This window comes from Streptomyces venetus, from assembly GCF_039540295.1.
GTDB classification, from domain to species: domain Bacteria; phylum Actinomycetota; class Actinomycetes; order Streptomycetales; family Streptomycetaceae; genus Streptomyces; species Streptomyces venetus.
Map to the genome: position 1 here is coordinate 242,484 of NZ_BAABET010000001.1, position 18,608 is coordinate 261,091.

15 protein-coding genes are annotated in these 18,608 nt (G+C 72.7%); 8 read left to right on the forward strand and 7 right to left on the reverse strand.

Going from position 1 to position 18,608, the window contains the following annotated elements; all coding sequences use genetic code 11:
• The first annotated feature begins 17 nt into the window (after positions 1-17).
• Both ABEA82_RS01060 and ABEA82_RS01065 read left to right on the forward strand, forming a co-directional pair.
• Positions 18-848: a lipase family protein gene (locus tag ABEA82_RS01060; protein WP_345659403.1), complete on the forward strand. Its 831-nt coding sequence runs from the start codon at positions 18-20 to the stop codon at positions 846-848.
• Entirely contained in the window at positions 845-5,041 is a 4,197-nt protein-coding gene (locus ABEA82_RS01065; RefSeq protein WP_345659404.1) for a caspase family protein, read from the forward strand. The genes ABEA82_RS01060 and ABEA82_RS01065 overlap by 4 nt, the downstream gene beginning before the upstream one ends.
• Here ABEA82_RS01065 and ABEA82_RS01070 read toward each other — a convergent pair.
• Positions 5,028-7,076, reverse strand: a complete 2,049-nt coding sequence (locus ABEA82_RS01070; RefSeq protein ID WP_345659405.1) for a bifunctional glycosyltransferase 87/phosphatase PAP2 family protein — start codon at positions 7,074-7,076, stop codon at positions 5,028-5,030. The two genes, ABEA82_RS01065 and ABEA82_RS01070, sit on opposite strands and share 14 nt — an antisense overlap.
• A gap of 291 nt (positions 7,077-7,367) precedes the next feature.
• On the opposite strand from ABEA82_RS01070, the gene proP reads away from it, so the two are divergent.
• Both proP and ABEA82_RS01080 read left to right on the forward strand, forming a co-directional pair.
• Entirely contained in the window at positions 7,368-8,738 is a 1,371-nt protein-coding gene (proP, locus tag ABEA82_RS01075; RefSeq protein ID WP_425588462.1) for a glycine betaine/L-proline transporter ProP, read from the forward strand.
• A 104-nt stretch (positions 8,739-8,842) separates the two neighbouring features.
• Positions 8,843-9,514 (forward strand): O-methyltransferase, encoded by a 672-nt coding sequence (locus ABEA82_RS01080; protein ID WP_345659406.1) that lies wholly within the window; start codon positions 8,843-8,845, stop codon positions 9,512-9,514.
• A gap of 219 nt (positions 9,515-9,733) precedes the next feature.
• Here the strand turns inward: ABEA82_RS01080 and ABEA82_RS01085 are convergent, their stop codons facing one another.
• On the reverse strand, positions 9,734-10,126 hold the full coding sequence (locus ABEA82_RS01085; protein WP_345659407.1) for a hypothetical protein: 393 nt from the start codon (positions 10,124-10,126) through the stop codon (positions 9,734-9,736).
• Between the two features lie 89 nt (positions 10,127-10,215).
• Between ABEA82_RS01085 and ABEA82_RS01090 the strand changes: the two genes are divergently transcribed.
• A complete protein-coding gene (locus ABEA82_RS01090) occupies positions 10,216-10,653 on the forward strand; it encodes a DnaJ family domain-containing protein (RefSeq protein WP_345659408.1) in 438 nt (145 codons plus the stop codon).
• On the opposite strand, the gene ABEA82_RS01095 is transcribed toward ABEA82_RS01090, so the two are convergent.
• Entirely contained in the window at positions 10,642-11,172 is a 531-nt protein-coding gene (locus tag ABEA82_RS01095; RefSeq protein ID WP_345659409.1) for a hypothetical protein, read from the reverse strand. The two genes, ABEA82_RS01090 and ABEA82_RS01095, sit on opposite strands and share 12 nt — an antisense overlap.
• Positions 11,173-11,175: 3 nt before the next feature.
• The gene (locus ABEA82_RS01100; protein ID WP_345659410.1) at positions 11,176-11,892 is read right to left on the reverse strand and encodes a hypothetical protein; all 717 of its coding nucleotides are present in this window, start codon (positions 11,890-11,892) and stop codon (positions 11,176-11,178) included.
• A gap of 179 nt (positions 11,893-12,071) precedes the next feature.
• Between ABEA82_RS01100 and ABEA82_RS01105 the strand changes: the two genes are divergently transcribed.
• Positions 12,072-12,563 carry a GNAT family N-acetyltransferase gene (locus ABEA82_RS01105; RefSeq protein WP_345659411.1) on the forward strand — a complete coding sequence of 164 codons (492 nt, stop codon included), beginning with the start codon at positions 12,072-12,074 and terminating at the stop codon, positions 12,561-12,563.
• A gap of 11 nt (positions 12,564-12,574) precedes the next feature.
• On the opposite strand, the gene ABEA82_RS01110 is transcribed toward ABEA82_RS01105, so the two are convergent.
• Positions 12,575-14,647, reverse strand: coding sequence for an MFS transporter (locus ABEA82_RS01110; RefSeq protein ID WP_345659412.1), 2,073 nt, complete (start codon positions 14,645-14,647; stop codon positions 12,575-12,577).
• 159 nt (positions 14,648-14,806) lie between these two features.
• On the opposite strand from ABEA82_RS01110, the gene ABEA82_RS01115 reads away from it, so the two are divergent.
• Positions 14,807-16,504 (forward strand): peptidoglycan-binding domain-containing protein, encoded by a 1,698-nt coding sequence (locus ABEA82_RS01115; RefSeq protein WP_345659413.1) that lies wholly within the window; start codon positions 14,807-14,809, stop codon positions 16,502-16,504.
• 27 nt (positions 16,505-16,531) lie between these two features.
• A complete protein-coding gene (gene cpt / locus ABEA82_RS01120) occupies positions 16,532-17,071 on the forward strand; it encodes a chloramphenicol phosphotransferase CPT (protein WP_345659414.1) in 540 nt (179 codons plus the stop codon).
• 30 nt (positions 17,072-17,101) lie between these two features.
• Here the strand turns inward: cpt and ABEA82_RS01125 are convergent, their stop codons facing one another.
• Together ABEA82_RS01125 and ABEA82_RS01130 are read right to left on the reverse strand one after the other, a co-directional pair.
• Positions 17,102-17,761: an HAD-IA family hydrolase gene (locus tag ABEA82_RS01125; RefSeq protein WP_345659415.1), complete on the reverse strand. Its 660-nt coding sequence runs from the start codon at positions 17,759-17,761 to the stop codon at positions 17,102-17,104.
• A 244-nt stretch (positions 17,762-18,005) separates the two neighbouring features.
• Positions 18,006-18,587, reverse strand: coding sequence for a TMEM165/GDT1 family protein (locus ABEA82_RS01130; RefSeq protein ID WP_039932408.1), 582 nt, complete (start codon positions 18,585-18,587; stop codon positions 18,006-18,008).
• Positions 18,588-18,608: the final 21 nt, after the last annotated feature.

Here is an 18,608-nt window from a genome sequence, read left to right on the forward strand (position 1 = left end):
CTCGGGGGACGGGTGCGATGGCGCGGATCGTTGGTGTGCACGGGGTGGGGAAGCAGCGGTTGGGGAGCAACACGCTGCTGAAGGACTGGGAGCCGGCGCTCGCCGACGGCCTGGACCGGGCGGGCGGCCCGAAACCGGCGCCCGGTGACCTTCACATGGCGTTCTACGGGGACCTGTTCCGGCCCGCCGGGCAGACGCTGGGCGTGGGCGACCCGATGTTCACGGCGGACGACGTGGACGGTCCGGAAGCCGAGTTGCTGCTGGAGTGGTGGGCGGCGTGCGCCCGGGTGGATCCGGCCGTGCCGCCACCCGGCGGCGACACGCTGGCCCGCTCCCCGCGTGCCGTGCAGACGGCTCTGCGGGTGCTCCAGCACTCCCGCTTCTTCGCCGAAGTGTCCCTGCGGGCCCTGGTCTTCGACCTGAAGCAGGTCCACCGCTATCTGACGGACGACGATCTGAGGGCCGCAGCCAGAAGCCGTGTGGAGGAGGCGATCGGCCCCGACACGCGGGTCGTCGTCGCGCACTCGCTCGGCTCGGTCGTCGCGTACGAGGCGCTGTGCGCGCTGGACGGGCACGGCGTGCGGGCGCTGGTGACGCTGGGGTCGCCGCTGGGGATGCGGATGGTGGTCGACCGGCTGCGTCCCGGGCCGGAGACGTGGCCCGGGACGTCGTCGTGGACGAACGTCGTCGACGAGGGCGATGTCGTCGCCGCGGTGAAGGACCTGTCCCTGTTCTTCGGGACGCGCGTGGTCGGGAAGGTCGTGCACAACGGGTCGCACGCGCACGACGCCACCTTCTACCTGACGGCGAAGGAGACCGGCGAGGCGGTGGCGGGGGGCCTGGCATGAGCGGGACCGAACCCCGGCGCTTCCTCATCGCGACCGCGGTCAGCCACTACACGCACGCTCCCGAGTGGGACCGCCCTGGCCTCGTCGAGGCGCGCCGCAACGTGGTGGAGTTGTTCACCGGACAGCTGGGGTACCAGCACGTGTCCGACCTCGGAGCCAACCCCACTCAACAGCAGCTCCTGTGGGAGCTGAGGGAGTTCAGCCGGGCACCCGACCGCCGCCACGACGACATCGTCGCCGTGTACATCGCCGGACACGGCGAGGTCGTCGACGCTGACTACGTGCTGCTCACCTCCGACACCGACCCCGACGATCTGCATGACGCGCTTCAGCCGAGCACGCTGGCGCGCAAGATCCTGGCCGGAACCAAGGTGCGCAAGCTGCTGCTCATGCTGGACACCTGCTACTCGGGGCAGGGGGGCAACGAACTCCTCGCCACCATGGCGAGGCTGAAGAACGAGTGGCGCGAGGGAAACGGCGGCCTCGCGGTGATCACGTCGGCACAGCCGCTCCAACTCGCCGAGACGGGCGCCTTCCCGGAGCTGCTGTCCGAGGCGGTGACCAGCCTGGCCACGGCGGGTTACACACCGGAGACCCTCGCCCTCGACGCGGTCGTCAACGCGACCCTCAACAACCCCAAACGGCCGGATCACCAGCACATCGGACTGGAGATCATCGGCCTGACCGGCGAGGTCCCGCCCTTTCTGCCCAACGCCAAGCACAGCCCGCAGCTGTCCCACACGGACATGGCGTTGCAACAGGCCGCCGAGTGGGATCAGCAGGACCAGCGACGGGACGTGGAGTTCCGGACGCGATTGCTGCGCCGGGCCATGGGGCACCGTGAGGAGGACCGTGTCGGCTGGTGGTTCTCCGGCCGCCATCAGGCGCTCGAGGACATCACCGGCTGGCTGAACGAGCTGCCCGACGCCCGGAAGACCCTGGTCGTCACCGGAGCCCCGGGCTCGGGCAAGACGGCCGTTCTCGGTCTCGTCGCGGCGGTGAGCGATCCGGAATACCGCCGGACGGTGCCGCTGAGCAGCCTGGGCCTGTCGGGACGGCAACTGCCCGAGGAACGGGCGATCCGCACCGCGATCTACGCGCAGAGCCTGACCGATGAACAGGTCGTGCGTGCTCTGGCCGCGGCACTGCGGTTACCGGTCGCCGAGTCGGTGGCGGACCTCCTGAACCACCTCGGCAAGGGGCCCGTACCGAGCCGCCCCCATGTCGTCCTGATCGACGGCCTGGATGAGGCGGTGACTCCGACCACGCTGTGCAGCCAGGTTCTGCGCCCCCTGGCCGAGCTGGCTCCCCAGCGCCTCCGTTTGATCCTGGGCACCCGCCCTCACCTCTTCACGCCGCTCGGGTTGCAGCGTGCCGACCACATCGATCTGGACGCGCCCCGCTACGCCGACCCCGAGGCCGTGCTGGCGTACACGGTCCGCAATCTCCTCGACGCACATCCCGACTCCCCGTACCTCCACTGTCCCAACACCCTGCGGATCGGGGTGGCGCGTGCGGTGGCGGCGGCCGCCGGACACTCGTTCCTGGTCGCCCGTATCACGGCCGGTACCCTCGCGGCCACGCCCACGCTGCCCGACCCCCAGGACTCCGACTGGCTCCGGTCGCTGCCCAGCGCCGCCGCTGACGCGATGCACCGGGACTTGGAGCAGCGCTTCGGAGCGGGCGCGCAGCGGATCCTCGATCTCCTGCGTCCGCTCGCCTACGCGCAGGGCCAGGGCCTGCCGTGGGAGGACGTGTGGGCCCCGCTGGCGTCGGAGATCTCCGGCCGTCGGTACACCAACCACGACCTGCACCGTCTGCGGCGCGAGGCGGGGGCGTACGTGGTCGAGGCCGCCGAGGACGGCCGGTCGGTCTATCGGCTCTATCACGAGGCGATGGCGGAGTTCCTTCGCCGCGACCAGGATGCCGAGGCGGTGCACCGGGCCTTCACCACAGCTCTGCTCCGGACGGTGCCGTACAGCCTGGACGGCTCGCGCGACTGGGGGCGCGCCCATCCGTACGCCCTGCGGCATCACGCGACGCATGCCGCACGAGCGGGCGAGCTCGACGTGCTGATGAACGACCTGGAGTACCTGGTGCACGCGGAGAGCGACACCTTGACGCTCCACCTCTTGCAGTGCCGCGACCGCATCGCGCGTCTGCATGCCGCGATCTACCGCACCTCGATCGATGTGCACCGCCGGCTCGACCCGGCCGGCCGTCGGCAGGTCCTGGCCCTGGACGCCGCGCGCTTCAACGTGCCCGAGGTTCTTCAGGCGCTCAACGGCAGGGCGGGCAAGCGGGCTTGGAAGCCGGTCGCGGCGTCCGGCTCACGGGTCTCGGGCAACCTGCGCCACACCTTCACCGGTCACACCGGCCACGTCGAGGCCGTCGCCTGCACGGTGCTGGACGGCCGCGCCGTCGCCGTCAGTGGCGCGGAGGACGCGACGGTACGGATGTGGGACCTGGCCACCGGCCACCGCAGCGAGCCACTGACCGGCCACACCGGGCCCGTAGAGGCCGTGACGTGTACGGAGCTGGACGGCCGTCCGGTCGCGGTGAGCGCTTCGGCCGACGGGACCGTGCGGGTATGGGATCTCGCCCCCGGCCGGCCCGTCGGAGCACCGCTCACCGGTCACACCGCCGCTGTGCACGCGGTGGCCTGCGTCGAGCTGGACGGTCGCCCCGTCGCTGTCACGGGGTCGGACGACAAGACGCTGCGGATCTGGGATCTCGCCACGGGCACGCCCTCCGGACCCCCGCTGCCCGTCGACAGCGGCGTGGTGGCGGTGGCGTGCGCACGGGTGGGGGACCACGTCAACGCCATCAGCGCGGGACGGTCCGGGCTGGTCGTGTGGGATCTGGTGACGCTGAGGGAACGGGGGCGGCTGGAGCGGACGGTGCAGAACCAGATTCTGGCCGTCGCCTGCACGACGCTGCACGGCCGTCCGGTCGTCGTGGGAAGCTGCGCTCGCGGCCGGCTGCATCTGTGGGATCTGGACACGCTGCGGCACCTCGCCGAGTGGGAGGGGCACGGCAATTACTGGACTCCCGCGCTGGTGTGCACCGAGCTGGACGGCCGACCGGTCGCCATAACGGGCGCCCACGACGGCGCACTGGTGATCTGGGATCTCGTGGAACGTCGGCCGGTGGGAAGGCCCCTCACCGGTCACAGCAGTGGAGTGCTGTCGGTGGCGTGCACCTCACTGTCCGGTGGGCCGATGGCCGTCTCCGGCTCGTTCGACCAGACGGTCCGCGTCTGGGACCTGTCCGCCAGTCAGGTCTTCGGTCACCCTCTGATCGGCCACACGAAGCCGGTGTCCGACATGGACCTCACCGTGGCCGACGGTCGGCCGGCCCTCGCCACGTCCTCCGCCGACGACACGGTCCGCGTCTGGGACCTGGCCACGGCTCAGCCCGTGGGGACGCCCCTGCGAGGGGAGGGCGACATCCGCAAGATGGCGTGCACGGTGTTCGAGGACCGGCAGGTCGCCGTGAGTGTCACGCGGAGCGGGGCGGTGTGGTCCTGGGATCTCGGAACGGGCCGGCCCATGGGACCGCCCCTGCGCAGACTCGGAGAGGCCAGGCCCAGCCTCTCCGCCGGCACCCTGGGACGGCGGTTGGTCTGTGCCGCCAGTGCCCCGCGCGACGCGGTGCAGGTCTGGGACGTCGCGAGCGGCCTCGACCTGTACCCGCCGCTCAAGGGCCACACCAAGCCCGTGTCGGCGGTGGTCTGCACCGTGCTGGACGATCTCCCGGTGATCGTCTCCGCTTCGAAGGACGAGACCTTGCGGGTCTGGGACCTGGGCAGCGGGAGACCGCTGCACCGGATCCCGCTCGGGCTCTCTCCCACGGTCATGGCGTGCACGGAGGTCGACGGCCGCCAGGTGGCGGTGACCGGCTTTCGCGACGGGCCCCTGCGTCTGTGGGATCTCGCGACGGGCCGGCCGCTCAGGAGAGCTCTGAAGGGCCACACCGAGTACGTCCTCTCCGTGACGTGCGGTGTACTCGACGGGCGGTCGGTCGCCGTCACCAGTTCCCTGGACAACACGGTCCGGATCTGGGACCTCCTGCGTCGCTCCGTCATCGATGTCCTTCACGTGCCCGGAGCGAGCGCGGCGTTGATCTCCTCGGACACGGGTCTCCTGGCCTGCGCCTTCGGCAACGACGTGGCCGTCTTCAGCCGGGAGTGACACCCCGGCGGACTGCGGCCGGTTCCCGGTCGGGTCCCGCCGCGGTGGCCGTGACGGCACGGGGACCGGACAGCAGGTAGGTCAGCGCGAAGCCCGCACCCACCACCACCGCTCCCCCGGCCGCGTCCAGCACCCAGTGGTTACCGGTCGCCACGATCGAGCAGCCGGTGAGCAGCGGGTGCAGCGCCCCCAGCGCCTTCAGCCACCACCGGCGTGCCAGGACGGCGATCACGACACCGCACCACAGCGCCCAGCCGAAGTGCAGGGACGGCATGGCCGCGTACTGGTTGGTCAGGTGGGTGAGGGTGCCGTAGTCGGGCTGGGAGAAGTCCTGGACGCCGTGGACGGTGTCGACGAAGCCGAGTCCGGGCATCAGGCGCGGCGGGGCCAGGGGGTAGAGCCAGAAGCCGGCCAGGGCGAGCAGGGTGGCGAAGCCGAGGGCCGAGCGGGCCCAGCGGTAGTCGGCCGGGCGGCGCCAGTACAGGCCGGCGAGGACGGCCAGCGGGACGACGAAGTGGAACGACACGTAGTAGTGGTCGAGGAGCTCCCGCAGCCAGGCGGTCCCGGCGACCAGGTGGTTGGTCCAGCGCTCGACGTCGATGTGCAGGGTTCGTTCCAGGTGCAGGATCTGGCGGCCGTGCTCCTCGGCCCCGGCCCGGCCGGCGAAGTTGCTGCCGCCGGTGGCGGCGAGCCGGATCTCGGAGTAGGCGGCGTAGGCGACGCGGAGGAGGAGCAGCTCCAGGAGGAGGTTGGGCCGGTCGAGAACCCTGCGCAGGAACGGCACCAGCGGCACGTGGCGGAGTCGGGCCGGGGCGGGTGGGGCGTACTGGGCCGGCAGGGGCGACCGGTAGTACGGCGACGCGCGGGAGAGGAACGGCACGGCCACGGCGGCGGCGACGGCGGCCAGCAGGACGAGGTTGTCGCGCAGCGGGTCCAGAGACGACATCTCGGGCAGCAGCATGCCGGCCGGCAGAGTCATGACCAGGACGACGGCGACCGGCCACACGTACCGGTCGCAGGCCCGTCGGCCGGCCCGGCCGACGACCGCGAGCAGCAGCCACAGCAGCTGGTGCTGCCAGGCCGTGGGCGAGACGACGATCGCGGCGCAGCCGGTGATGGCGACGGCGAGGAGCAGCTGGCCGTCGTCGAAGCGGCGCACGGCGCGGCGCAGGGCCAGGACGGCGACGCCCGTGCCGAGCGTCAGGAAGAGCGCGACCTCCAGGGGGCCGGTCAGGCCGAACCGCAGCAGGGCGCCGTGCAGGGACTGGTTGCCGAGGCCGTCGGCCCGGCCGCCGAGGCCGACGCCGGCCAGGTGGTGGACCCAGTAGGTGTGGGAGTCGTGCGGCATCGCGGCCCAGGCGAGCGCGGTGCAGGCGGCGAAGGTGACGCCGGTGGAGAGGGCGGCGCGCCGGCGGCCGGTGCACCACAGCAGGGGCGCGAAGAGCAGCAGGGTGGGCTGGAGCGCGGCGGCGACGCCGATGAGCAGTCCGCTGGTCCGCTGGCCGTGGGCGACGAAGCAGCCGAGCAGGACGAGCAGGACCGGGATGATGCTGGTCTGGCCGAGCCACAGGGTGTTGCGCACCGGCAGGGACAGCATGAGCAGGCCGATGGCGACGGGGGCGGCCAGCAGGGCGGTGCGGCGTCCGACGGGCGGGGGCAGTGCGCGGGCGGCGATCAGGCCGAGGGCGGCGACCAGCAGCAGTGTGCCGAAGGTCCAGCCCCAGCCGAGGGCCTGTTCCGCCGAACGGGTGAGGGGTTTGAGGACGAGCCCGCTGAAGGGGGTGCCGGTGAAGCGGGTGGAGTCGTAGAGCGAGCCGTTCACGTGCAGCACGCCGTTCGGCCCGACCCAGGTCTCCAGGTCCGTCAGCCGCTTCCCGCGCGGGGTGCCGAGGACGACGGCCATCTGCCGTGCGGCGAGGGCGGCGACGGCCAGCCACAGCCCGAGGCAGACCGCGCGCAGGCCTGTGCGGGCTCCGCCGACGGCAGTCGCTCCGAGGGCTTCCGCCGGCCGTCCGCTGCGCTCCGCATTCGTCACACCCCGTTGGCCTTCTACCCGGTATGACCCCCTTCGTCCGGTTGACGATAGTGCGCGCGGCGTGCGGTCGCCTCCCGTGAACGCGAGAAGGATCACATCAAGATCATGTGGGAACCATTCCCGGCCGGGCATACGTGCCTGCACAACCGGCGTTTAGATGCACCCTGCAACGAGAGATATACCGCCCGTGAGCGGGCATTCTCCGCCTATCGTCGCTTTTTCGGCCCGTACGACAGCGCCGCCGCGCGGACCGCGTCCCTGTCCCCGTCGAAAGGTAGGCGAGCGAGTCTTGTGACTGCCTCAGTCATCGCTCCTACGTCCCTGATCAAGAGCCGCACCGCGAAGGCCCACGACCCCACCGTCACCGATCCCGCGCTCGTCAAGCGCGCCGTGAAGGCGGCGGCGCTGGGCAACGCGATGGAGTGGTTCGACTTCGGCGTCTACAGCTATATCGCGGTCACGCTGGGCAAGGTCTTCTTCCCCTCGGGCAACCCCACCGCGCAGCTGCTGTCCACGTTCGGCGCCTTCGCCGCGGCCTTCCTGGTCCGTCCCCTCGGCGGGATGGTCTTCGGCCCGCTCGGCGACCGCGTCGGCCGCCAGAAGGTCCTCGCGCTCACCATGATCATGATGGCGGCGGGCACCTTCGCGATCGGTCTGATCCCGTCGTACGCGACGATCGGTGTCGGCGCGCCGATCCTGCTCCTCGTGGCCCGACTCGTGCAGGGCTTCTCCACCGGTGGCGAGTACGCGGGTGCCTCCACGTTCATCGCCGAGTACGCCCCCGACAAGCGGCGCGGCTTCCTCGGCAGCTGGCTGGAGTTCGGCACCCTCGCCGGTTACATCGGCGGCGCGGGCCTGGTCACGCTGATGACCGCCCTGCTCTCCGCCGACGACCTGACCTCCTGGGGCTGGCGCATCCCGTTCCTGATCGCGGGCCCGATGGGCATCATCGGCCTCTACCTGCGGCTGCGCCTGGAGGAGACTCCGGCGTTCGCGGCCGAGGTCGAGAAGGCCGAGACCGAACGGCCCAAGGTGCCGCTGCGCGAGATGGTCACGGGCCAGTGGCGCGCGCTGCTGCTCTGCGTCGGCCTGGTGCTGGTCTTCAACGTCACCGACTACATGCTGCTGTCGTACATGCCGAGCTACCTGACCAGTGAGCTCCACTACGACGAGACGCACGGTCTGCTCGTCGTCCTCGGTGTGATGGCGCTGATGATGATCGCCCAGCCGTTCGTCGGCGCGCTGACCGACCGGATCGGCCGCCGCCCGGTGATCGCCACCGGCTGCGCGGGCTTCCTGCTGCTGTCCGTCCCGGCCCTGCTGCTGATCCGCCAGGGCAGCCTGCTCGCCGTCGGCCTCGGCATGGGCGCCCTCGGCATGCTGCTGGTGTGCTTCACGGCGGCGATGCCCTCGGCGCTCCCGGCGCTGTTCCCGACCCGGGTCCGCTACGGCTCGCTCTCCATCGGCTTCAACGTCTCCGTGTCCCTCTTCGGCGGCACGACGCCGCTGGTGGTCACGGCCCTGATCGGCGCGACCGGGAACATGATGATGCCCGCGTACTACATGATGGCGGCGGCCGTGATCGGCGGTTTCGCGGTGTGGCGCATGGCGGAGTCGGCGGGACGTCCGCTGCCGGGCTCGGCGCCCTCCGTGGAGCAGTGAGACACGCCGGGTGAAAACCCGCTGACAGTCGACGCGCGCACCAACTATCTTCGTCGGCGCCACTGGTTAGGGAAGCTAACTATGCGTACGAAAGGTACAGGTGCATGAGCGAGTCGCACGTCTGGGACGAGGTCGACGCCTACTTCACCGCTCACCTCGCCCCGGACGACGAAGCCCTGGCGGCGGCCCTGCGTGACAGCGACGCCGCCGGGCTTCCCCACATCAACGTCGCGGGCAACCAGGGCAAGCTCCTTCAGCTCCTGGCCCAGATCCAGGGTGCCCGCCACATCCTGGAGATCGGCACGCTCGGCGGCTACAGCACCATCTGGCTGGGCCGTGCCCTGCCCGCCGACGGGCGGCTGGTCTCCCTGGAGTACGACCCCCGGCACGCCGAGGTCGCCGTCCGCAACATCGCCCGCGCCGGCCTTGACGAGCTCGTCGAGGTGCGGGTGGGACCGGCCCTGGAGTCGCTGCCCAAGCTGGCGGACGAGAACCCGCCGCCGTTCGACCTGGTCTTCATCGACGCCGACAAGGTCAACAACCCGCACTACGTGGAGTGGGCCGTGAAGCTCACCAGCACGGGCAGCCTGATCGTCCTCGACAACGTCGTACGGGGCGGCCGGGTCGTCGACGCGGCCAGCACCGCCCCGGACATCACGGGCACCCGCACCGCGATCGAACTGATCGCCGACCACCCGAGGCTGAGCGGCACGGCGATCCAGACGGTCGGCATGAAGGGCTACGACGGCTTCGCCCTGGCACGCGTCCTGGCGTGACGCCGGCAGCCACCGTCGGCCGTCCCCGGCGGTCACGCCGAAGGCCTTCCACGTCCGTCCGCCGCGCGGGCTGTCGCGCTGCGGGCGGTACGCCGAAGGCCCCCGCGCCGCAGGCGGCCACACCGAGGCCTCGCGCCGCGACCCATCACGCCGCAGGCGGTCACGCCGACGGCCGTCACGCCGCAGGCTCTCCGCGTCAGGCTCTCGCGCCGAAGGCGGTCACGTCTCGTGGAAGAAGCCCACGTTGACGCTGCGTGGGGCGGTGCGGTCCTGGATGATGATCTCGCCGCTGCCGCCCCTGGGCAGTGGGACGGTGCCGCCGTAGGTCAGGGGCTGGGCGTACTCCCCGATCGTCAGCCGGACTTCGGAGGACGGGTCGGGCTGGGAGCCGCGCAGCCAGGTCAGCTGCCAGGTCCCGTCGGGGCCGCACAGGAACTCCAGGTGGACGCGGGAGACGAACAGCCAGTCGTCCGGCGTGGTGAGCCGGCACACCGACTTGTCGCGGCCCACCCGCAGCACGGCGCCCGGCTCGCTGGGCGCGTCGGCCATGAGCATGCCGGCCGTGGCACCCTCCTCCGCCGCGGACACGGCGGCCATGGTGAGTTCGAGCACGTGCGCTCCTCCTGAGACGTCCCGATAGGTCTGCGAAGCCCGCCGCATGATAGAACGCCCGGCCGGGCGGTGTCCGGCACAATGGCCTCATGACCGAGCGAAAGCCACCCGGCGTCGACTTCGAGTCCTGGGTCGACCGGCAGATCCGGGCCGCGGAGGCGCGCGGGGAGTTCGAACGGCTGCCGGGAGCGGGCGAGCCACTCCCGCGTGACGTGGAGAGCACGTACGACGAACTGTGGTGGGTCAAGCGGAAGATGGCCCGCGAGGGCTTCTCCGTGCTCCCGCCCGCACTGGCGTTGCGCAAGGAGGCGGAGGACGCGCTGGAGGCCGCCTACGCGGCCCCTTCCGAGCGGATCGTCAGGAAGATCATCGGCGAGGTCAACGACAAGATCCGCGAGATGATGTTCAAGCCGCCGCCCGGCCCCCCGCTGGGAAAGAAGCCGTACGACGTCGAGGACGTCGTACGGCAGTGGCGGGAGCGCCGGGCGGAGCAGCAGCCGGGTGGTTCGCCCCGGTCAGACGTGTAGCAGTCGTTCCGCCAGTTCCCGGTAGTCCTTCAGGGCCAGCCGCAGCTGCTCGGTGTCGGCGCTCGACACGGGCTTGCCCTCGCCGCTCTCGACGGACTGCCAGGAGTGGCGCAGGGTGCGGCGGCGCTTCGTCACGGCCTCGGTGAAGCGGGCCGCGATCTCCTCCAGCACGTGGTCGGCCTCCTCGACGGCGGCCCGGGGCCCGTCGACGAACCCGGCGACGGCGTGCTGCAACTGCGAGCCGAGTTTGTCGGTCTCGTCGTGGGCGAGGAGGTGGGAGCCGGTGGCGCCCTCCGGGCCGGTGCCGTAGGAGTCGCGGCGGGGCGCTTCCGTACCGTGCAGGTCCGTGGCGTGCACGTCCGTGCCGTGCCTGCCGGTGCGGTCCGTGTCCCTGCCACGGTCCGGGCGCGGTTCCGCCGTGCCGTGGCCGGTGCCCAGGGCGGTCTCGCCGCGGGCGTCAGGGGCGATGGGGTCGCCGGCGGCGGAGGCGTCGCCGGGCTGGCGGGTCAGGTCGGACATGGCTCAACTCTCCTTCGCCTGGCGTCGGTGGAGCGCCCACGGCATGTGCCCGCCGCGGGCGGACGGGGCCTTGCGGCCGCCGTTCAGTCCGGCACGGTGCCGTCCGCTGTCCTCGCGTCCGTCCTCGTGCCGTACGCCGGTGTGGCCTCCGCCGTCGTGGCGGGCCGGCCGGACCAGCTCCTCGAACAGGGCGCGGGCCGCCACCATGGCCTCGCGCATGTCTTCCGTACCGGTGCCGCCGTCCCGGGCGTCCTCCACCCGCAGATGCGCGACACGGTGGACCCGCCGGTAGCCGTCGACGTGGTGGGCGTGGTGCACGGACAGCGCGGCGAGCTGCTCCTCGTACTGCCCGCCGTCCGGGAAGCCCCGGGCGCCGGCCAGCTCGGCGAGCAGCCGGTCCGCCTCGGCGACCGCCTCCCGCGGCGAGTCGACGAACCGCTCCTGAGCGGCCGTCCAACGCGCCTCGTACCGCTCGCGCTGCGCCGGCTCCAACGCCCGTTGGCGCAGGTCGCCGTGGCGCTGCACACGCTCGGTGAGTTCACGTTCGGCGGCCTGGGCGTCGCCGTCGTGCCGGGCGACGGCCCGGTCGTACTCGGGTCCGAAGCGCCGCTTGAGGCTCGGCCCACGCCGAGGCCCTCGGGCGCGCAGGGTCATGGCGGCCGCGATGATGACGACGACCGCCGCGATCACGATCAGAGCAATGATCAGGCCAGTGGACATGAATGCCTTCCGGGTTCTCGGCCCAACCGGCTGTCCTCGCGAGCCGGTTCGCCGATCGGGTAGCCCGGAAGCCCGCCTCCAAACGGCATCCGCGCCCCGCACGCGGCCCGCCCGCGCCCGAACACCCCCTGGTTTATTCGGTTGCGGGCGCGGTACGACGGCCGCCGAGAATGCCGGGCATGATCTGGACCGTGGCCCCGGAGCCGTACGACTCTCCCGTCGCCGCCGCCCTCTGGCGGGCGTACTACACGGAGGTCAGCGACCGCTGGTACCTGCTGCACGAGGGGCGCCGCACCGACCCGGACGAGCTGGAGCGGGAGATCGCCGCCCGGCCGGGCACCGATCTCGCGCCGCCGCGCGGGCGGCTGCTGGTCGCCCGGTACGGCGGTGAGCCGGCCGGCACCGCGGGGGTGCGGCTGCGGGACGGCTCGACCGGCGAGCTCACGCGGGTGTTCCTGCGCCAGCCGCTGCGCGGCAAGGGCGGCGCCGCGCTCCTGGTCCGGGCCGCCGAGGACGCCGCCCGGGCGCTCGGCGCCACCCGGATGGTCCTCGACACCCGCGGCGACCTCGTCGAGGCCCGTGCCCTCTACGCCCGCCTCGGCTACACGGAGACCGAGCCGTACAACGACGACCCGTACGCCGAGCACTGGTTCGCCAAGCACCTGGCCTGAACGCGGGCGCCTCAGCCGAAGCGTTCCGCGGCGGGCGGCTCCTGCGGGCGCTCCTGCCTCGATCCGCACAGTTCGCCGCTGAGCTCGTGGACGAGCTGCACCAGGTCGGTGGGCCGGTCGGGCCCCCACCAGTCGCCGAGCAGCTCGGCGAGCGACTCCTCACGGGTCCGCGCCAGCCGCTCGGCGACCTCGCGCCCCTGGCCGGTCAGGACCAGGTCGACCCCGTCGCGTACGACGAGCCGGCGCTCTTCCACCTGGCGTACGGCGTCCATGATCACACCGAGCGGGACGGGCATGCGCTCGGCCAGCTCGCTCGGCTCCACCGAGCCGCGCCACCGGATCCGCAGCAGCAGCCAGCCGGCCGCGGGCAGCAGGTCGTAGCCCGCCCTCGCGGTGATCTGCTGATAGATGTCGCGCCGCCCCGCGCGGGTGCCGAGCACCGAGAGCGCGCGGCACACCTCGTCGTAGGAGGACCGCTCCACGGGGTTGCTGGCCAGGGTCTCGGTGCCGTCGGGCGCGGTGACCGAGCCGCGCAGCCGGTCCTCCTTCAGGAACCAGGCCAGTACGAAGCCGAGGAGCGCGACCGGGGCGGCGTACAGGAAGACGTCCGTGATGGAGACGGCGTAGGCGTGCAGGGCCGGCGGGCGCAGGTCGGGCGGCAGGGCGGCGATGCCGCGCGGGTCGGCCTCCAGCGCGTCCACGGAGGCTCCGGGCGGGAGCCGCGCGCCCCGGAAGGCGTCCGTGAGCTGCTCGCCGAGCCGGCCGGCGAAGATCGTGCCGAAGACGGCGACGCCGAACGAGGCGCCGATGGAGCGGAAGAAGGTCGCGCCGGAGGTGGCGACGCCCAGGTCCTCGTACGGGACGGCGTTCTGCACGATGAGCACGAGGACCTGCATCACCAGGCCGAGACCGAGCCCGAAGACGAAGAAGTAGCCGCTCAGCTCGACGCCGGGACTGTGTTCGTCGATCTGGTGCAGCAGGAGCAGACCGAGGGTGGTGACGCCGGTGCCGATAACCGGGAACACCTTCCAGCGGCCGGTCCGGCTGACGATCTGCCCGGAGACCGTCGAGGCCAGCAGCAGGCCCAGCACCATGGGCAGCATGTGCACACCGGACATGGTGGGGCTGACGCCCTGCACGATCTGGAGGAAGGTCGGCAGGTAGGTCATCGCGCCGAACATGGCGAAGCCGATGACGAAACTGATCACGACGGCGAGCGTGAAGGTGCGGACGCGGAAGAGCGTCAGCGGCAGGACGGGTTCGGCGGCCCGGCGCTCGACGGCCACGAAGGCGACGGCGAGGACGACGCCCAGGACCGCGAGCGCGACGATCCGCGCGGACCCCCACCCCCAGGTGGTCCCCCCGAGGGAGGCGACGAGCACCAGACAGGTGGCGACGGCGGCGATGAGGAACGTGCCGAGGTAGTCGATGACGTGCCGCTGGGTCCGGCGCGGGATGTGCAGCGCGGTCGCGATCACGGCGAGCGCGACGACGCCGACGGGCAGGTTGACGTAGAACACCCAACGCCAGCTCAGATGCTGGGTGAACACCCCGCCGAGCAGCGGCCCGAGCACACTCGTCGCCCCGAAGACGGCCCCGAACAGCCCCTGGTAGCGCCCTCGTTCACGCGGCGGGACGAGGTCGCCCACGATCGCCATGGACAGCACGATCAACCCGCCGCCGCCGAGGCCCTGCACGGCCCGGAAGGCGATCAGCTGGGCCATGTCCTGCGCGGTGCCGCACAGCGCGGAGCCGGCCAGGAAGATCACGATCGCCGTCTGGAAGAGCCGCTTGCGCCCGTACTGGTCGCCGAGCTTGCCCCACAGCGGGGTCGCGGCGGTCGCGGCCAGCAGGTAGGCGGTGACCACCCAGGACAGGTGCTCCATGCCGCCGAGGTCGCTGACGATGGTGGGCAGCGCGGTCGACACGATGGTCTGGTCGAGGGCGGCGAGCAACAGGCCGAGAAGCAGGGCGCCGATGGAGACCAGCACGTCCCCGGAGACCCGCTCCTGAGCGGGGGTGCCCTGGTCAGGCGGTGTGGCGGCGCGCGCGTCCTCGTCCTCGAAGACCTCGTCCCCTGCCATGCGTCCTCCCAGGGCTGATGTGACGTTTTCCATCGTGACCGGTGTGACCCGCTATGGCCTGCCGAGCCCCTTTGGAAGCGGTCATTCCGGGGGCTCGCCGGCCGCGCTGTGGAGAAGATCTGGATAATCTCTGGAGTTCACGAGGGGAGGGAGTGACGCGTGGACCAGCCGAACGGCCACCCGTGCCCGGAGTGCGGCGCGCCCAGACGCCCGGACAACACCCCCTCCTGCGCCTGCACCCACCGCGCCGCGGAGGCCCTCCGCGACGCCCGTACGGCCCAGGCAGCGGCGGCGGAGGACTTCGACCCCCTGCGCATCCGGCCGTACGTCGAACTCGACCCGAAGACGGGGCCCGACCGGGCTACGGCGGACGGGGCCGCGCCGCGGCACCCCGCCGGGGACGGCCCGGCCGTCTCCGCGCGCGAGGAGCCCCCGGGCTCCGCACGTCCGGCAGGCCCGGCGCCCGAAGACGCCACGCGGCGCACACGGGTGGCCGGCCGGCCCGCACCTCGGCGGGCGGAGACCTCCCACGCCGGGCGGACCGCCGGAGACTCAGCGGGCCCCTCCGGCAGCGACGGCCTCACGTCGACGCCCGAAGGCTCCCAGCCGCCTCCTCGGGCGGACGCCCCGGCCGCGCCCCCGCACGCAGCCCACCCGAACGGCTCCGCCACACCTTCGCGCACGGAGCGCACGACGGAGCGCACCAAGGAGCGCGCACACCCGCGGGGACCCGCGCGGTCGCTGTCGGCGGAGGGCGGGGCCGCACCGCAGCACGTACGAACCTCGCCCGGCGAGGGTTCCGCCCGAGCGGCCGAAGGCGCCCCGCACCCGTCCCACCCGAACGGCCCCGCCACACCTCCGTCCGCGGAGGGCCCGCGCGCGGACGGTCCGGCCCGGACCCCCGAAGGCGGCCCCCAGGGGACCGTCGCGAACCCTGCCGACGCCTTCCGCGCCGAGGGCGCCGCCGCCCCGCCGCCCTCCCCCGCCGACACGACCATGCCCCTGCGCCCTGTCGACCCGGATGCCACCACCGTGCTCCCGGCCGCGCAGGACACCACCGTGCTCCCGGCCGCGCAGGACACCACCGCCCTGCCGGTCCCCCCGGACACCACCGTCCTGCCGACACCCCTGGCGCCCGCCGCGAGCGAGCCCAGCGTGACCGACCTGCGGCTGTTCGACGGTGCGGGGGCGTCGGAGGACGGCGCCCCAGGGGCGGCCGAGCCCGGCGGCGGGTCTGGTGGTCGGCGTCGTGGCGTGCTGCTCGCCGCTGCCGCCGCGGCCTGTGTCGCGGTCGTGGCGGTGGCCGGGTACGCGAGCGGGCTGTTCGCCTACGAGGCGCCGTCGCGGGACACCGCGCTGCCGGACGACATCCGGGCGAGCGTGCCGGACGGCCCGTCGAGCAGCGCGGCGTCCACGCCGGCGGAGCGGAGCGCCCCGAGCACGCCGTCCGCACCCGCGGCACCGCCGCCGTCGCCGTCGGCCACCAGCAGCCCGTCCGCCTCCCCGTCGTCGTCCGCGCCGAGCGCCTCGCCGAGCCCGTCGCGGTCGGCCACCCCCTCGGCGCCGCAGACGTCCGCCTCGCCGACCGGCCCGGGGCAGGCTCCGCCGGACAACTCCCGGCAGAACGGCGGTCCCACCACCCTGCGGCTCGGCGACCGCGGCCCGGAGGTCACCGAACTCCAGCTCCGCCTGCGCCAGTTGTCCCTCTACGACGAGGACGACGACGGCACCTACGACGAACGGCTGGAGGACGCCGTCCGCACCTACCAGTGGGCCCGCGGCATCCAGGACGACGACCTCGGCGTCTACGGCCGGGGGACCCGGACCAGGCTGGAGTCGGAAACCAAGGAGCCGTAGGCCGCCCCGAAGCCGTACGGTGGCGCGATGACCACTCAGGTGATCGTTCTCAACGGCGGTTCGAGTTCGGGCAAGTCGGGGATCGTACGGTGCCTGCAACAGGTGCTGCCGGACCCCTGGCTTGCCTTCGGCGTCGACTCGTTCGTGGACGCCCTGCCCGCGAGGATGCACGGCTCGGACGAGGGCATCACCTTCGCCGCGGACGGCGGCGTGCGCGTGGGAGCGGAGTTCCGCGCCCTGGACGCGGCCTGGACGGAGGGCATCGCCGCCATGGCCCGCGCCGGCGCCAGGGTCGTCGTCGACGACGTCTTCCTCGGCGGACCGGCGTCCCGGCAGCGCTGGGAGAAGGCCCTGGTGGGGCTCGACGTGCTGTGGGTCGGCGTCAGATGCGACAGCGCGGTCGCCGCGGGGCGTGAGATCGCACGGGGTGACCGGGTCGGCGGTATGGCCGCGTCACAGGCGCATCTGGTGCACGAGGGCATGCGCTACGACGTGGAGGTGGACACGACCCACACCGAGTCCCTGGAGTGCGCGCGCGTCATCGCCGCCCACGTCGGCCGGGGCTGACCGGCCTCGGACCACGGATGCGGGCGGCCGTCACCCCACGTGCAGGCGGACCGTTCCGTCCCCCACGGCCTCCACGCGTACCTTCGTGAGGTCCGCCACGACCACGTCGGGCTCGTGGGCCGCGGCGCGCGGCCCGACGCCGACGACCGTCATCCCGGCGGCGCGCCCCGCGGCGATCCCGGCCCCGGAGTCCTCGAACACCACGCAGTCCGCGGGTGCCACGCCCAGCTCGGCGGCCCCCTTCAGGAAGCCCTCGGGGTCGGGCTTGCTCGCCCCGACGGACTCGGCGGTCACCCGCACCTCGGGCTGCTCCAGCCCGGCGGCGGCCATCCGCGCCGTCGACAGGGCGACGTCGGCGGAGGTCACGAGCGCATGGGGCAGCCCCCGCAGCGAGGCCAGGAACTCCGGCGCCCCGGGGATCGCGACGACACCCTCGGTGTCGGCCGTCTCCTCGGCGAGCATCCGGGCGTTGTCGGCGTAGTTCTGCTCCATGGGGCGGCCGGGCAGCAGTAGTGCCATCGAGGCGTATCCCTGCCGTCCGTGGACGACCTTCATGACCTCGTCGCCGTCCAGCCCGTGCCGCTCGGCCCAGCGCCGCCAGACGCGTTCGACCGAGGCGTCGGAGTTGACGAGGGTGCCGTCCATGTCCAGCAGGAGGGCGCGGGCGGTGAGCGCGGCGGTGGCCGTCATCGGCAGCTCCAAGGCTCAGGGCGGGAGAGGCGCGCGACGGGTTCCACGGCCCCCGGAGGGACAAGGCGGCCCCGCCCGCCGGTCAGGGAAAACGGGCGAGGGCCACTTTGTTCCCCCACGGTACAAAACAGAGCCGCGATTGCGCCAGAGGCCCCGGCAGACGTTCATCCACCGTTCAGCTCCCTCCGGGCCGGCCCACCCGGCGACGACAGCCGGCCCAGTCGGCTCAGCCGGCCCAGTCGGCTCAGCCGGTCACGGCCTCCCACAGGCTCCACACCCCGAGCCCGAGCATCACGAGCGCCGCGATCTGCGTGATCAGCCGCAGCGGCACCTTCTTCATCAGGGCCTTCCCGCCGACGATGCCGATCCCGGCCACCGCCCACAGCGCGAGCACCGCACCCAGGGCGACGGAGAGCGGGTCGTCGTAGCGGGCGGCCAGGTTCGCCGTCATGATCTGGGTGAGATCGCCGAACTCGGCGACCAGGATGAGCATGAAGCCCGCGCCCGAGACCTTCCAGAACGACTGGTTCTCCGGCTTGCGGACCTCCTCCTCGTCCTCGCTCTTCTTCAGCAGCAGCACCGCGGCCCCACCCAGGAAGAGCACACCGGTCAGCGCCTGCACGAGCTGCTGCGGCAGCAGCGTCAGCACACTGCCCGCCGCGACGGCGAGCGCGACGTGCAGCGCGAAGGCGGCGGCGACACCGGCGAAGACGTAGGAGGCGCGGTAGCGGGTGCCGAGGACGAGGCCGGCGAGGGCGGTCTTGTCCGGCAGTTCGGCGAGAAAGACGACACCGAAGACGACGGCCGTCACGGTCAGGCTGATCAAGGGTTCCTCAATCGGTCGGGG